At 27.9% G+C, this 16,470-nt stretch carries 14 protein-coding genes; 7 read left to right on the forward strand and 7 right to left on the reverse strand.

What is annotated here, in order from left to right; all coding sequences use genetic code 11:
• Both rpsB and tsf read left to right on the forward strand, forming a co-directional pair.
• Positions 1–699, forward strand: a 699-nt coding sequence (gene rpsB, locus Q0J90_RS05445) for a 30S ribosomal protein S2 (protein ID WP_297276935.1), incomplete at its 5' end; no start/stop codon positions are given.
• Positions 700–744: 45 nt separating this feature from the next.
• A complete protein-coding gene (gene tsf / locus Q0J90_RS05450; protein WP_297276936.1) occupies positions 745–1,602 on the forward strand; it encodes a translation elongation factor Ts in 858 nt (285 codons plus the stop codon).
• 97 nt (positions 1,603–1,699) lie between these two features.
• Here the strand turns inward: tsf and Q0J90_RS05455 are convergent, their stop codons facing one another.
• From Q0J90_RS05455 to Q0J90_RS05465, 3 genes are read right to left on the reverse strand one after another with little or no spacing between them, the layout of a single operon-like run.
• On the reverse strand, positions 1,700–3,061 hold the full coding sequence (locus Q0J90_RS05455) for a tetratricopeptide repeat protein (protein ID WP_028328592.1): 1,362 nt from the start codon (positions 3,059–3,061) through the stop codon (positions 1,700–1,702).
• Between the two features lie 18 nt (positions 3,062–3,079).
• Positions 3,080–4,120, reverse strand: a complete 1,041-nt coding sequence (locus tag Q0J90_RS05460; RefSeq protein WP_297276937.1) for a hypothetical protein — start codon at positions 4,118–4,120, stop codon at positions 3,080–3,082.
• 10 nt (positions 4,121–4,130) lie between these two features.
• Positions 4,131–6,302 carry an alpha-hydroxy-acid oxidizing protein gene (locus tag Q0J90_RS05465; protein ID WP_297276938.1) on the reverse strand — a complete coding sequence of 724 codons (2,172 nt, stop codon included), beginning with the start codon at positions 6,300–6,302 and terminating at the stop codon, positions 4,131–4,133.
• A 157-nt stretch (positions 6,303–6,459) separates the two neighbouring features.
• On the opposite strand from Q0J90_RS05465, the gene Q0J90_RS05470 reads away from it, so the two are divergent.
• Complete coding sequence (locus tag Q0J90_RS05470) at positions 6,460–6,813, forward strand: tRNA-binding protein (protein ID WP_297276939.1); 354 nt, start codon at positions 6,460–6,462, stop codon at positions 6,811–6,813.
• A gap of 28 nt (positions 6,814–6,841) precedes the next feature.
• On the opposite strand, the gene Q0J90_RS05475 is transcribed toward Q0J90_RS05470, so the two are convergent.
• Both Q0J90_RS05475 and Q0J90_RS05480 read right to left on the reverse strand, forming a co-directional pair.
• Positions 6,842–8,536 (reverse strand): DNA repair helicase XPB, encoded by a 1,695-nt coding sequence (locus Q0J90_RS05475; RefSeq protein ID WP_297276940.1) that lies wholly within the window; start codon positions 8,534–8,536, stop codon positions 6,842–6,844.
• A 47-nt stretch (positions 8,537–8,583) separates the two neighbouring features.
• On the reverse strand, positions 8,584–9,264 hold the full coding sequence (locus tag Q0J90_RS05480) for a tetratricopeptide repeat protein (protein WP_297276941.1): 681 nt from the start codon (positions 9,262–9,264) through the stop codon (positions 8,584–8,586).
• A 171-nt stretch (positions 9,265–9,435) separates the two neighbouring features.
• On the opposite strand from Q0J90_RS05480, the gene Q0J90_RS05485 reads away from it, so the two are divergent.
• The 4 genes from Q0J90_RS05485 (at position 9,436) to Q0J90_RS05500 (ending at position 14,815) form a co-directional block, all read left to right on the forward strand.
• Complete coding sequence (locus tag Q0J90_RS05485) at positions 9,436–10,470, forward strand: hypothetical protein (protein ID WP_297276942.1); 1,035 nt, start codon at positions 9,436–9,438, stop codon at positions 10,468–10,470.
• 63 nt (positions 10,471–10,533) lie between these two features.
• The gene (locus Q0J90_RS05490; protein WP_297276943.1) at positions 10,534–11,520 is read left to right on the forward strand and encodes an NAD(P)-dependent oxidoreductase; all 987 of its coding nucleotides are present in this window, start codon (positions 10,534–10,536) and stop codon (positions 11,518–11,520) included.
• 110 nt (positions 11,521–11,630) lie between these two features.
• A complete protein-coding gene (locus Q0J90_RS05495; protein WP_297276944.1) occupies positions 11,631–13,259 on the forward strand; it encodes a peptide ABC transporter substrate-binding protein in 1,629 nt (542 codons plus the stop codon).
• Positions 13,260–13,471: 212 nt separating this feature from the next.
• Positions 13,472–14,815: a lytic transglycosylase domain-containing protein gene (locus tag Q0J90_RS05500; RefSeq protein WP_297276947.1), complete on the forward strand. Its 1,344-nt coding sequence runs from the start codon at positions 13,472–13,474 to the stop codon at positions 14,813–14,815.
• Here Q0J90_RS05500 and Q0J90_RS05505 read toward each other — a convergent pair.
• The gene (locus Q0J90_RS05505) at positions 14,812–15,912 is read right to left on the reverse strand and encodes a glycosyltransferase family 10 (RefSeq protein ID WP_297276945.1); all 1,101 of its coding nucleotides are present in this window, start codon (positions 15,910–15,912) and stop codon (positions 14,812–14,814) included. The genes Q0J90_RS05500 and Q0J90_RS05505 overlap by 4 nt on opposite strands.
• Before the next feature lie 7 nt (positions 15,913–15,919).
• Positions 15,920–16,470 (reverse strand): GDP-mannose 4,6-dehydratase (locus tag Q0J90_RS05510; RefSeq protein ID WP_297276946.1); only part of this gene is annotated, 551 nt, incomplete at its 5' end.

Consider the following 16,470-nt stretch of genomic DNA (forward strand, 5'->3'; position numbering starts at 1 on the left):
TATATCATTGACCTTATGAAAACTTTAACTTATGTTAAAAAAGCTTATGATGCTGTTAAAGAAATGGCTAGAAACGGCGGAAATGTTCTTTTCGTTGGAACTAAAAAACAAGCATCACAAAGCATAAAAGAAGCTGCTGAGAAATGCGATATGTACTATGTTAATAATCGCTGGCTTGGAGGTATGCTTACAAATTTTGCTACTATCAAAAAAAGTATTGCAAGACTTAAAAGAATAGAAAAAGAAGAGGTTGATGGTACATTTGATAAACTTCCTAAAAAAGAGGTTATACTTCTTCTTAAAGAAAAAGAAAGATTAGAGAAAAACTTTGCTGGTATTAAAGATATGGAAAATTTACCAGATATGCTTTTTGTAATAGATCCAATGCAGGAAGCTATTGCTGTAAGCGAAGCTAGAAAATTAGGAATACCAGTTGTTGCTGTTGTTGATACTAACTGTAACCCTGAAGTTATAGATCATCCTATACCTGGTAATGATGATGCTATTAGAGCTATCAGCTTATTTGCAGGTGTTGTTGCTTCTGCTGTTATAGAAGGACAAAATGAAGCAGGTAAAGAAACATTAGCTAAAACAGATTCTTCTTCTGAGATAGTTGAAGAAGTTTATGATAATAGTGCTACAGAAGCTGCTGAGGCTATTGCTGAACAGTATGGTGTTTCTCAGGAAGATGATAATTAATTTGAAAACTATAAATAAAATATTTTAATATAAAGGATAAAATTAATGGCAAATATTAGTATGGATACTATCAAGGAACTTAGAGAGCGTACTGGTGTAGGTATAATGGACTGCAAAAAGGCTCTTCAGGAAACTGATGGTGATATGGATAAGGCAATTCGCCTTCTTAAAGAAAAAGGTGCGGCTGTTGCTGCTAAAAAAAATGAGCGTACAGTTAAAGAGGGTTCTATAGGTTTTTGCGTTAATGATGATAAAACTAAAGTTGCTTGTATAGAACTTCAATGTGAAACAGATTTTGTTGCTAAAAATGAATTATTCATAAATTTAGCTAAAGCAATTTCAAATACAGCTATGGAGCTTTCTGATGTTTCTGTAGATGCACTTTTAAATGCTAAAGGTCCTAACGGAGATACTATTCAAGGCATGATAAATGAAGGTATACAGAAATGGGGTGAAAAAACTGTTCTTGCAGATGTAAAAGTTATGAAAACAGACGGTTTCTTCGGTACTTATGCTCACTTTAACAATAAACTAGTTGCTGTAGTTGAATTTGATGTTAAGCCTAAAGGAAAATGTCAGGAAATAGCTGATCAAATTGCTATGCATGTTGCTAGTGAAAAACCTTTAGCTTTAAATAGAGAAGGCATTGATGCAAATGCTGTTAAAGAGCAAAAAGAAATATTTGAAAAACAAGTTAGAGATGCTGGAAAACCAGAAAATATGGTAGAAAAAATAGTTGAAGGTAAAATGAGTTCTTGGTATTCTGAGTCTGTTCTTATAGACCAAAAATTATTTACTGACAACAAAATATCTATTAAAAGTTTGATAGATGAAATATCTAAAGAAGCAGGTGCTGCTGCAAACATTAAAAACTTTGTAATAGTTTCTTTAGGTTTAAATTAATAATAGATTTTAATTGAACTTAAAAAAGGTTATGATAAAAAATTATCATAACCTTTTTTATTAATAGAGTATAATAAATGAGCTAATCTTACTTACATTAATCACTGAATGATATAACACCTTCAATAATAGCTTCAAATCTTTCTGGTTCAATAATCATTACTGTATCATCAATTTTTAGGTTAGGGGCAAAGTCACCTATACTTATTAAGAATGAGTGAGCACTCTTATATACTCTTGCATATTCCATAAATTGATCTACAGTCTCCTGTCTCATAGGATATCCGGAAGTATCTAATGCAAATGTACTCTTATATGATTGTCCCTCAGAACCAAATTTCTTTATAGTAACGAAAAATACTAATGTATCTGATTTTTTAGTATGATCTGTAACTACATAACCATTTAATGTTAATATTCTGTAGAAATACTTTTCCAAATATTCTATAATATCCATTTCCAAAGCAGTTCTGAATGCATTATTGGCAATGATAGAACTATATGTTTTTAATTTCTGATCAACATCTAAGTATATATTTCTAATTGATTTTATTATTTCCCATTGTTTTACAGCAGCTTCAAATTGTTTATTTTTAACCAAAGTTTCTGCATATCTGTATCTTTCATCTACTACTTTTTCATTAGGTACATTTTCTTTATTTAATACCTGTCCGTAATATTCTCTTGCCTTACTATAATTTCCAAGTTCATAATATGAATTAGCAAGATTTAAAGATATACTATCTTTATCTGATATCTCATTACTGTCATAAGCAATTTCTAATTCTTTAATAGCATTTTGGAAGTCTCTGCTTGAAGATAATATTTCACCAAGTAATAGGTGATATTGTGCATTTGTAGAATCCAATGCTATAGCTTTTTCTATATTTTGCTGAGCTGCATGGTATGAACGTATTTTATAAAAACAGTATGCCAACATGTATAATAACTGAGGATTGCTGTCATTATGTCCTACAGCTAATGATAAATATTTTTGAGCTTGTACCCATTCTCCATATTGATAACAAACATTACCTGCTTTGAATAGAGAATCATAATCATTATCTCTTATTTTTGTAATCATATCATATTCATCTATTGCTTTTTTAGTATTGCCTGTTTGTTCATATATTTTTGCTAAGAATTCTCTTACAGTTAATTCTGTTAATTCTTTAGAGAAATATGCTCCATCTATCATATTCTGTAATGCCGCCATAGCCAGTATATACTGCTGCTGCTTATAATATATATTAGCACTCATCCACAATATATTTGCATCTTTTTTATACTTAGGGTCTAAATTATTTATTTCTCTCATGGCTACATCATAATTTTGATCATTATAAGCCTGAACAATTTTTTTTAGTTTTATAGGATATGACCCGCTTTTTATAACATAATTGGTTGCGAAACCCAATAAAACTATTAGCACTAATATTATAATTAATGAAGCTTCCACGATTCTTTTCCCTTTTTATTATTCATAATATATAACTGGACTTCCAGTTTCTTCTGATTCATTTAAAGCGTCTTTAATTTTTTTCATTAAATTTTCTTTAATGACATAAACTGACATTTTATTCGATTTATTATTTGAAAAATCAAATCCGCTTACAGCCATAGATATATTAATATCTACACTTTCACCATTATATTCAAAGTTATAATTTTTTAATGCTTTATAATATCTTTTTGTAGCTTTCCAAGATTCCTCTTCATTAGCATATATTATTGAATATATAACATTTTCATTAACCAAGCATTGATTTTCACCTATTCTGGCATTTTTCTTTATTGCCTTAATCAGTTCATCTTTAATTTTGTTATATCCATCAACTCCAAAATCTTCTATTATAGATTCATTATTTGATATACCGAAAGCTATTATTCCAACAGCATGCTTGTATCTTTGTGAAAATGCTATAATATTTTTTATAGTATTAGAAAATATTTCATATTCTGCATTTCTAATTTTTATAGTACTGTAGTTTTCATCATTTTCATCTTCATTATCTGAATCTAATATTTCATCTTCTACTATACTATATCCTAAATTATATAATATAGTTTTATACATAAATATAATTAATTTCTTTATGCTGTATGCTAATTGTATTGATATGAAAAATAATCCTACAGCCAATATACTGCTGTAAAATGTATAGTCTTTTTTATATAAAAGTTTTTGTATTTCTGGTACATAACTAAGAGACAGTATAATTATCAATGAAGTAACTATAAAGAAAAGTAAATTCTCTATACTTTTACTTAATGAACTATATGTTTTAGTAGGCTGCATTAATACTATTATGAATGCATATAATATAGATATACCAATCCATATCCATACCCATACGTCAAGAGCATACAATAAATATACCATAAAATTTTGCTGATTTGATGATATTAGCAGTATGTAAATAGGTATAATAACGGCACTGTATATCAATGTACTTATCATAGCGGCAAAGAAACCGTATATGTATGATTTTGACAAGTTTATTTGTTTAGCTTCCATAAATAATTACCTAATTTTTATGCCATATCGTATTATTATATTTCGGAGCAGCCTGACCAAATACTTTCATTATTTTCTCCAATTCTAATTTATTGGAGTATAAAACATATTCAAGTCCTTTTCTGCCTTTGCTTATAGCAGCAATAAAACTTTCTTCTGTTACACAAACAGCATTAGCTCCTAATGTATAATATTTAAATACATCAACTCCATATCTAGGAGATTCTGCAAGTATGGTTATTTGCATTTTATGATTATTATGCAAATTAAACGCCACTCTATTTATAGTATCGGCAACTTTTTCTATACCTTTTAATGCATACTTGTTATTATTTGAAAAATATACACTATTTGCATGCGAAGAATGAACATTATGAATGTCATTATCGCTAGATATTCCTTTTATGATAATTGGAATATCTATTTGTTTTATCATTTTTGATAATTCTTTTTCACTTTTTATGTACACTTTATTTAAAGAGTTTAAGTTATAGCAATATGAGAAATCTATGCCAACAGCACAAGCACCATTTTTTTCTGCCTCTCTTAATCTTTGAGCTAATACTTCCTGCGGATTATTGGCATCCAGCATTATTATCCCTCTTTTATTGCCTTTAATAGTTCTTATTGATAATTCAAATAATTCTTCATTATTAAAATCATTTAGTATAGTTAATACTTCGCAATTTGAAGCAGTATCCATTAATATTTCATAATATTCTCTTATGTCTATAATTCCATCTATAACTTCTTTTAAATTATGAATAGTATCTATTATTATAGGCTGAGATACATGCATATTAAATAGGGTAGTTTCTAAATTTACATCTTTTTCTTCATGTATAATATTTGGTGTAAAACAGTAATTTGATAAACCAGTTTTTTCATCAGCTTTAACCTTAAATATATAGCTTGCATTATATTTAGAAGCAAGTTTTTCCTGAGCAATTCTTTTTATTTCTTCTATTGTTAGATTTTTTTCATCTGTAAGTCTGAAATGTACAGCACTCATAGCCTTATTTGCTATTGCTACAGCTTCATCTCTTGTATTTCCAACTGTTATTATATTACCAGCTTTTTCAAGATTGTTTGTAGGAGTAACTAATATATCTCCGGCTTTTGTTTTTATAAATACTTCTTTAACACCTTCTATTTTTTTAGCATTTTCAATACCTTCTATAGATTCTATTATACCGGTTCCTGGAAGAAATGCTTTTTCAACTGATACTTTATCCCATTTTGGTTTTAAATCACTTGGAGGATTTCCTAAAGCTATTTCTATTGCATTTTTTATTAAATTTACACCAGTAGCAAGAGGGTAGGTATAGGCACTCATAAATCCGCCGGAAAGTCTGGCAGCAATTTCACCAACCATAGCACCATTTTTTGTTACTTTTATATCCCCTTTAGCAGCACCAATTTTTAGATTTAATGCTTTTATACCTGCTTTCATTACATTAATAGCATCATCTAGTTTTTCTTTTTCTAAAGCAGAAGGCATAATATGTCCTGTTTCTATAAAAAATGGAGGAAATTCTATAATTCTATCAGCAACTCCGGTAACATATATTTCATCATTATATATAAGCATATCAATAGAAAGTTCTGGGCCATCCATAAATTCTTCTATTATAACTTCTCCGGAAGGCGATGCACTTTTTGCTCTATTAAAAGCAGCTAATATATCATTTTCATTTGATACTTTCATTACACCGCGGGCTCCCATATTATCAGCAGGCTTAACAACAACCGGTTTATCTAAATGCTTATATGCCTCCATAGCTTCTTCATAATTCCATACAGGGAAAAAATTAGGCTGAGGAACATTATTTTTCTTAAATCTCTCACGCATTCTAATTTTATTGGATGCCGCATAGGCATCTTCAAATCTATTGCCAGGTAATCCCAAAGCATTGGCAACAGCAGCAACAGTTGTAGAAGCATCAGTACCTACTGTAATAACTCCATGTATTTCCATTTTTTGACTTAAATCTCTAGCAGCCCTTACACTTCCATCAACGTCTCTAGTGGATACAACCATTGGATAATCTGCTATTTTCATTCCATGAGCATCTTTATTATAATCAAAAACTATTGTATATAATCCCATTTCCTGTGCGATTTGTATAGCTGGAACCTGCAATAGTCCAGCTCCTATTATTATTATACGTTTGCCTTTCATTAAATATTGCCTTTTTATTTAATTTAAAATATTCCTTAATAGTGTTACTAATATCGAAATTTTAATACTAAACTAAAGAACTTTATATTTTTATATAATTGACAATTTTTTGATATACAAATAGAATATTATAAATAGTTTTGTTTTGGAGTTTATAATGGAAATAGAAGATAAAAAAGAAGAATGCAGTTTCGACAACTTTACGGCACTTGATATTAGAACAGGTACTATAATAGAAGCTGAGGATTTTCCTAAAGCTAAAAGGCCTGCATATAAATTAAAAATTGATTTTGGGGCATTGGGGACTAAAGTATCATCTGCTCAGATAACTAAATTATATAAAAAAGAAGATTTAATAGGAAGACGTATAATAGCTGTTGTTAATTTTCCAAAAAAGCAAATAGCCAACTTCTTTTCTGAATGTCTTGTTCTAGGTGCCGTTAAAGACAATGGAGAAGTGGTATTATTAACAACAAAAGAAGAATGTGAAAATGGAATATCAATAGGTTAGTTATATAAGATTATATAAATCTAATTTTTTAATTATTGAATTCCAATTCCTCAAATGAATCTTTATCAAGAAGTTCATAATGATAACCTTGTTCTGTAAGGAATAATTGTCTTTTATGAGCAAAATCTTCTTCTTTAGTATCTGTTGTAATTATAGAGAAGAAATAGCTTTTATTTTCACCTTTTTTAGGACGAAGTACTCTTCCAAGTCTTTGTGCTTCTTCCTGTCTTGAACCAAAAGTTCCTGAAATTTGTATTAGAACATTGGCATCAGGCAAATCCACAGCTAAATTAGCAACTTTACTTACTATAAGAGTTGTAATTTCACCTGTTTTAAATTTTTTATATATAACATCTCTTTCGCTTTGAGGTGTTTTTCCGGTAATTATCGTATATCCGGTTCTATTTTTCATTTCATCCAATTGATCTAAATACTGACCTATAATAAGTATATTTTTACCTTTTAGTTTTTCTATTATCTTTTTTACTATAGTATATTTTAATACATTTTCACTAGCTATTCTAAATTTTACCTTATCGCTGGATATAACATAATCGGATCTATGGCTGTCATCTAATGGTATTCTTATATCATAACAATATGCTTCTGCTATAAATTTCTTTTCCTCTAATTCACGCCAAGGTATATCAAATTTTTTAGGACCTATAAGACAGAATACATCTTTTTCAAGTCCGTCTTCTCTTACTAAAGTAGCAGTAAGCCCCAATCTTCTCATACTCTGAATTTCGCTTGTAAGTTTTATAATAGGAGCTGGAAGCAAATGCACCTCGTCATATATTATTAATCCCCAATTATGCTGGAAGAATAACTCAAAATGTACAAATGGAGATTCTTTATTTTTTCTGTAAGTTAGAATTTTATATGTTGCTATTGTTATTGGCTTTATTTCTTTGTTTAAGCCGTTATATTCACCTATATCTTCAGGAGGAATATCAGTTTTATCTAAAATTTCATCTCTCCACTGCCTGCATGCTGTAACACCTGTAACTATTATCAGTGTTTTTGTCTGTGTTTTATGCATAGTAGCAATACCTACAACAGTTTTACCTGTACCGCATGGCAAAGCTATTACTCCGGCACCGCCTTCTGGTTTTCCATCTGCATAAAATGCTTCTACAGAGTTCTTTTGATAATCTCTTAAAGCAAATTCATCTCCGCTTGATGCTAGGTTTTTTCTTAAATTAAAATTATATGTTTCACCTGTTTTATATCCTGCTAAATCTTGAACAGGGTATCCTATATTAATAAGAGCTAATTTTATATGACCTCTATATGTAGGATCTATTTCCAATTTATTTTCATTAATTTCTGATTTTATGTACTTTATCATAGCTTTATAGTGAAGTATTTCATCTATAATGTTTTTATCTTCACTTATTAAATAATATTTATCATTTTCTCTTATTATTTTTATTCTGCCGTACTTTTCTATACTTGTTTCTATTTGCTTTATTATATTTTTTGGTATTTCATAAGATGTATATTTTTTTAAAAAACTTATTATTTGTTCTGAGGTATAATTTAAACTGGCAGCATTCCACAATGATACTAATGTTATTCTATAGGTATGTATGTACTCAGGGCTTTTTACAAGTTCTGCAAATACCAGCATAAAATTTCTAATTTCTTCAAAATGTTTTGTGCTGACATCCAAAAGAATAGTACCATCGCCCTGAACTATGAGCGGAGCATTTTTATTCAATTTTTTTTCCTTATATAGTTACTTTATCGATTAAAATTGATTAACAATCAATAAATATTATTTTCTATAAGAGTTATGGTTTCTTTAAATTTATTCAAATATTCAGTATTATTTGTATTTTGACTCATCCATGTTTTAAGTATATTTATTGATTTTGTTTTATCATTCTGAGCTAGATAAACATCAGATAATGTTAAAGCTGCCTGAGGTATTAAATAGCTTTTAGGATATGCTTTCATGAAGTTTTCTAAAGTGTTAGCAGCTTGAGTATAATTGCTTAAATCTATTTGGGTATTAGCTAAATTATATATTGCACTTTCCTGTAAATAGAATCCTCTGGCATTAGCGACTTCCTGATAGTATTTTTCTGCTTCTTTAAAATTTTCTACATCATAATATACTGAGCCTAAGGCATATGCACTTCTTAATTTTAAGTTTTTACCTTTAGCAGCAGAATATACCTTTTGAAATCTGCTTGTTATATCTATTATCAAACCTGGATTATTTAATTGATCATCTGGTAATTGCGAATTCTGATATACATTATATAATGCTAATGCAGATTCAAAGTCTATATTAATTTTTTCATCCTGACTTTCTATATTCATTCTATATACTAAAATACCAGCTATTATTACTATTATAAGTACAAAAGCTGAAATAAATATTAATCTATTATTGTAAATATATGCAAGTATTAACTCAGCATTTTTCTGCATTTTGCTCATAAAGCCCTCTTACATTTAAGAAATTATTTTGAATAGTCAATTATAATAATTAAAATAAAAAAAATCAAGTGCTTATTTGACATATAATTAATTTTTACACTTGTTTATTATATTAAGCTATGATATAATAGTATAATAGATAAAATTAATTTTTATATAGGTATGAGTTTTATGGCATCTCAAAAAATAAATGCAGAAAAAGAAGTTTTAGCTATAAGAATATCAGCAGAATATAGTGATTTGGATAAATATATTTATATGGTATTTTTTATAGATAAGTTTTATAGTAAACTTATAGATATGACATTTGTTATATCAGGTGATCATAAGTTATTAAAATTTTTAAACTCATATACTGATTTATTAGAATTGTATAAACATATAGAAATATATAATAAAATTAATACTGTAGGCAGTTCATATTTAAATAAATTTAAAGAGTCAATTAATAATATTTTGTCAGAAGATAGAAATATAAATAATATTATTGTATATCATAATAATAATAATATTATATCCATAATAGATATGTTTTCCAGTTCAATGAATAGATTTATGGATTTTCATATAGGTACATTTGATATAGTTCATAATGTCATAAGTATAGATGATGTTAATTTGGCTATGGAAAATTTACATAAAGAACTAGAAAATATGTCTAATTCTCAATCAGCAGTAAATTCCGAAAATAAAAATGAAGCTTCAGGAAATGCAAATTCTGTGCCTAATTATAAACTTATTAACGCTTCATTTATAGTTGATCCTATATCCGGAAAATCTATTAATGATATACAGCCTGGAGATAAAGTTATTGTAAGTATTAATTCTAATACAGTTGAAGAGAATATAATATATCTTGAGCTTAATGGAAAGCAGGATAAATACTCTAAATATTTAGTTCCAGCAGAGGTTTTAGAAAAAAATGTTGAGGAAAAATCAATAAAGATTCTATTGAAATTGATAGAAGGATATTGCTGTTTAATAGAAGAATCAGAGCCTATTAAATTAAAAATATTTAATCCTAATAAAGATGTATATACTATGCCGGAAAAAGATGATGAGAAATTTTCTTCCAAAAAAAATGAATCTTTTATTAAGAAACTGCTTCCTAAAATGGATACATTTAAATTAGCAATGCTTGGACTTGGTGCTGTTATAATAATTGTTTTCATTTCTATAGTTTATGTATTCTTTTTCCAAGGTTAATTTTCTAAATTTATATTTTTATCTTATAATTTATATTTATTAAATTTCGGCAAAGGTGTAAGTATGAAAATAGTTGTATATTCTGTTTTAGATGATGAAATAGAATCTTTTAAACTCATGGAAGAAAAATATAATATAAAATTAGATTTGCATAAATATTATTTAAATATTAATAATGTAGAAGAAACAAAAGGTTATGATGCTTTATTATTTAATGCAAGAGATGAAATAACAGATAAGGTTATTGATAAACTTATAGAGTATGGTATTAAATATATGAGTACAAGAGCTGTCGGATTTGATAATGTTGATATTAATCATGCTAAAAAGGTTGGAATGAGAATTGCTAATGTTCCTTCGTATTCTCCTAATTCTGTAAGTGAGTTTACAATACTTTCACTGCTTTCTCTTATTAGAAATTATAATAATTTGCTTATTAATGGATATAATAGAAATTATGTGCGTAATGGATTAATAGGTAAAGAAATTAGAAATCTGAATATTGGAGTTATAGGAACCGGAAGGATAGGAACATTAACTATTAAGCATTTAAAAGGATTTTCTCCTAAAAATATATTTGTATATTCAAGAACTCAAAAGGATGAAATAAAAAATTATGCTGAATATGTTTCATTAGATAAATTATATGCAGAAAGTGATGTTATAATATATCATATTCCATTAACAAAAGAAACTAATGAAATGTTTTGTAAAGATGCTATAAAAAAAATGAAAAAAGGAGTTTATATTATTAATGTAAGCAGGGGAGCTATAGTTAATAATATTGATTTACTTGAGGCACTTAAAAATAAACATATAGCTGGTGCTGCATTAGATGTTTATACAAATGAAATTCTTTATGCAAATAAAAATATAAAAGATAAGATTTTAGAAGATAATATAATAGAAGAGTTATTTAAGATGGATAATGTTATAATAACTCCTCATGCCGCTTTTTATACAGATGAGGCATTATCTAATATGGTAAGTATTTCTATAGAAAACATAATTGATTTTTATAATACAAATGAATGTAAAAATGAAATATAATAAAATTATATAATATTTACATATTTTTTTCATTTTTTCTTGACTAACATTTTTAAATTATATAAACTAGTAATTAATAGTTGTAAAAGTTTAATTTAAAGGGGTTTATTATGAAAAGCATGAGAATTGTTTTATCATATATTGTTGGTATATATCTTGTATTTTTTATGGCTTTTTTTTCTTTGTCATGTTCTAAAAATAATGATAATAACAGAGGAATAATAGTAAATTTAAGTGTTGAACCTAAAACTATAGATCCAAGTTTAAATGCTCAAATATACGGAGTTATTTATATATCTCATGTATTTGAAGGATTAACAATAAGAGATAGGGATAACAAAATAGTACCAGGAGTTGCTGAGAGCTGGGATATTAGTGATGACGGAAAAGTATATACATTTTATTTGAGAACTAATTCTACATGGTCAGATGGAAAACCAGTAGTTGCAGGAGATTTTGTATATAGTTGGAGAAGACAGGTTGATCCTAAAGTAGCCAGTGAATATAGTTATCAGCATGAACCGGTAAAAAATGCTATGGCTATTACCAGAGGGGAATTGCCTGTTGAATCATTAGGAATTAAGGCTATTGATGATCATACATTAGTTGTTGAATTAGAAGCTCCTACAGCGTATTTTTTGGAGGTTATAGCTTTCCCTACATTTTCGCCTTTAAGAGAGGATATAATATCTAAATATGGTGATAAATGGACTTTAAGCCCTGAAACATATATAGGAAATGGTCCTTATGTTATGTCTGAGCGTAATATAGATCAAAATATAGTAATGGTAAAGAATGATAAATATTGGAATGCTGATGAAATAGTTGCAAATAAAATAACTTTTGTATTTATGCAAAATGGTGCAGCAGCTGTTGCCGGTATAAAAGATGGAACATTAGATATGGCTTATGAACCTCCTCAGCAGGATATTCCTACTCTCACATCTGAAGGATTAATACAAATTAAGCCGCTTATAGCTACATATTATTATCCTATTAATGTAACTAATCAATATTTAAAAGATCCTAGAGTTAGAAAAGCATTATCGCTTGCCATAGATAGAAATTATATAGTTGAAAATGTTACAAAGGGAGGACAGAAACCAGCAGGCGGATGGGTTCCTTATGAAGTTAGTGATACTAATGGAGATTTTAGAATAAACGGCGGAAATTTATATGATATATCAAAAGAAGGATATGCTAAAAATATAGAATTGGCTAAGAAGCTGCTAGCCGAAGCAGGTTATCCTAATGGAGAAGGTTTTCCTGTTATAGAATTTAAAACGGATCCTGGTAATCATGTAGGCATATTTGAAGCAGTTCAGCAAATGTGGAAAGAACATCTTAATATAGATTGTACTATTACACAGATAGATAATGCTTTGCTTGGACAAACTTTATTAGATAAAAATTTTATGATAGGAAGGCTTTATTGGTCTGCTGATTATTCTGATCCTATGTCTATGATGAGTTTATTTACTAGTTATAATACTCAAAATAATGGAGGATACAGTAATAAAAGATACGATGATTTAATAGGGCAGGCTATGTCTACAGATGATAATAATATAAGAATGAAAGCTATGCATGAAGCTGAAAAAATTCTTATAGAAGAGGATATGGGGGCTATACCGCTTTATTTCTTTACTGAGCCTTTACTTGTTTCACCTAAACTAAAAGATGTAGTTTATAATCCATTAGGATTCCATAAATTTTTCTACGCATATTTAGAAAAATAATTATTAAATATAATTAAATAAAGAGATGGTATTCTGCCGTCTCTTTTTTATTGCATGAATATTAAATTATTTAGGCATAATATCCGATTTTAACAATATAAACAGCTTGCAAATCTTTAAATAATACTGTTTAATATATTAAAATAAAATGGGCGGGTAATCTTATTAAAAGAGTAAAAAAACTTATAATAATTATTTTCCTTATAATAATGATGTTATTTGTCAATTCTTGTGATACTTTTGATATGTATATAAGAAAGGCATTAGAAGGTGCTAATCTATATGAACTTAGCGTATTTGGAGAATCTTTAGGACGCGATATCAAAGTAGTAGAACTTAGAGGATTTGATGTAAATAATTTTAGAAGCGATAGAGTTTCATATTATATTAGTAAATATCAAGGCAGCTGGAAGCCTTATATGCAGACCATAATTGATAGAGCCCAAATATATTTGCCTTATATAAAAGAGGTTTTTAAAGAAAAAGGTGTTCCAGAAGATTTAGTTTATCTTCCTATTATTGAAAGCAGTTTTAATCCTCAGGCTATATCTCATGCGGGAGCAGCAGGATTATGGCAGTTTATGCCTATGACAGGTGCTATATATAATCTTAAAGTTAATTATTGGTCTGATGACAGATTCGATCCGGAACGTTCAACAAAAGCAGCAGCTGATCATTTAGTGAGGCTTGATAAAAATTTCAAATCTTGGGTTATAGCTTTAATTGCTTATAATGCTGGAGGAGGAAGAATATCAAAAGCTATTAGAGAAGTTAAAAGCAATGATTTTGAGGATTTGCTAAGAGCAGGAGTTTTACCTAAGGAAACGCAGGAATATATACCTAAATATGTTGCTGCTGTTATAATAGCTAAAAACCCTGAGAAATTTGGTTTTCAAATAAATAAGCCTAAAGTTGTATTTCCTCAGGGAGATTTAGTTTATGTTGATGATGCTGCTGATTTATCTATTATTGCTAAAATGATAGAGGTTGATACCGCAGATTTGAAGGCTTTGAATCCTCATTTAGCAAGGGGAGTAACACCTCCAGGTATGGTTAGATATCCTTTAAGAATACCAGAGGGTAAAGAAAAATTATTTTATGATACATTTGGTAAAATTAAACCTGAAGAGAGAGTAACATTTAGAAGACATGAAGTAAAAATGAATGAAACTCTTTCTCATTTGGCAAGATTTTATAATGTACCTATGAATGCTATAGTTGAAATTAATAAATTGAAATCAAGAAATTTAAATATAGGTCAACAGGTAATGATTCCTATTCAGGGACTAGATAATGCTAAACAGGTTGATTTAGCACAGTATGAAGAAGAGCAGGAAAGAATAAGAGAAGGAAGATTCGTATATTTTGAATCTTTGCCTCCACCTGATTATGAATATAAAGATATAATGTATCATGTAAGAGCAGGTGATACCCTTTGGATTATTGCAAGAAAATTTAAAATAGATATTTCTGAGATAAAGGCATGGAATAAATTAGAGAGCAATGTACTTTCTATTGGTATGGAAATATTTTTAAGAATACCAATTAATCGTTAAATTAGTTTTTCATTAATAAGTGTTTCTAATTTATTTAAAATTTTGGTTCTTCTTTCCCAAAGATAATCTATCATAGAATCATATATTTTTATTTGTTTTTGAAAGGAATCAAATAATTTATCATCTTTATTTAATTTATCTATCTCTTTTATTAATTCTTTATTATCTTCATCTTTTTTGAAAAATAGTAATGCATTTTTATTAACTAAATCAAATTCTATATTTTCATCTCCATTATATATAGGTATGCTTCCAGATTTGAATGCATCAAAAAGTTTTTCTGTTACATATCCTTCACTAATAGTATTTTCAGGACATATATTGAATTTAAAATCTTTTAAATATTCTATTTTATTATTATTAAAATCCTTTTTTAATGTATTATCATTGTGAAATAATTTGCTAGGGCATGATATAGTATCTATTTTATAAATTTTCTTATACATTTGATTTCTTATTCCAGATACATCATGACTAGCTACTAATGAAGCAAATTTATTTTTTTTTGATTTAGCATTATTTATATCATCTATAACTTTTCTTATATCATCTTTAGTGTAGTTTTTATTATCTAATAATCCGTGGAAATGATAAAATATCCAAATAGGGAAGCGTACATAATTTGTATATTTATTTTCATCGAGTTTATCAAATCCAAGTGATAAGTCAACATCATTGATGCAGTTATCATAATATTGAGACCATATTTTGTTTATAGTACTTTTTGATACGCATTCCCCAGTATAAAATATTTTTATTTTTGCTTTAGATTTTTCTAAAAAATACCTTTTACCAACAGGAGCAAAAAATTCTATATCCGGATTATAGCTAATTTCTAAATCATTAATATAATTATTTTTTATAAGATTATAGAAATAGTTATTTAAAAAATCTTTTTCATTTACATCCCAATCATTTCTAATGAAGAAAGTTTTTTTATCTTTAATACTTTCTTTATAATGATTATAATTTATTTTATACCCAAAATCTTTTAAATAAATAGAATTAATTCTTATGCTATTTCTAATACTTTTAACTGGAATAAGCCATACTAGATATTCTATCAAATTCTTTTTTAAAATTAATTTTTTACTCATGAATTTTTTAACTTTTGAATTTATCCAAGCTTAATCCTACAGTTTTTAAATCATATTCAAGCATTATTTTTACTAATTCTTTAAATGTTGTCTTTGGTGTCCATCCTAGTTTTTCTTTAGCTTTAGCAGGATTTCCTAATAATAAATCAACCTCAGCAGGTCTGTAATATCTAGGATCTATTTCTACATATTTTTTCCAATCAAGATTAACAAGACCAAATGCTTCATCTAGAAACTCGCGTACAGAATGTGTTTCACCTGTAGCTATAACATAATCATCAGCCTTATCCTGCTGAAGCATAAGCCACATAGCCTCAACATAATCTTTAGCATATCCCCAGTCCCTTTTAGAATCTAAGTTTCCTAAATACAATTTATCCTGTTCTTTATTAAGTATTCTAGCAATAGCATGCGTAATTTTCTTAGTAACAAAAGTCTCTCCTCTTCTAGGACTTTCATGATTGAATAATATACCATTACAAGCATACATATCATAACTTTCTCTATAATTTACAGTTATCCAATATGAATATACTTTAGCACAAGCATAAGGACTTC

Source organism: uncultured Brachyspira sp. (assembly GCF_944390595.1).
In the GTDB taxonomy this organism is placed as follows: domain Bacteria; phylum Spirochaetota; class Brachyspiria; order Brachyspirales; family Brachyspiraceae; genus Brachyspira.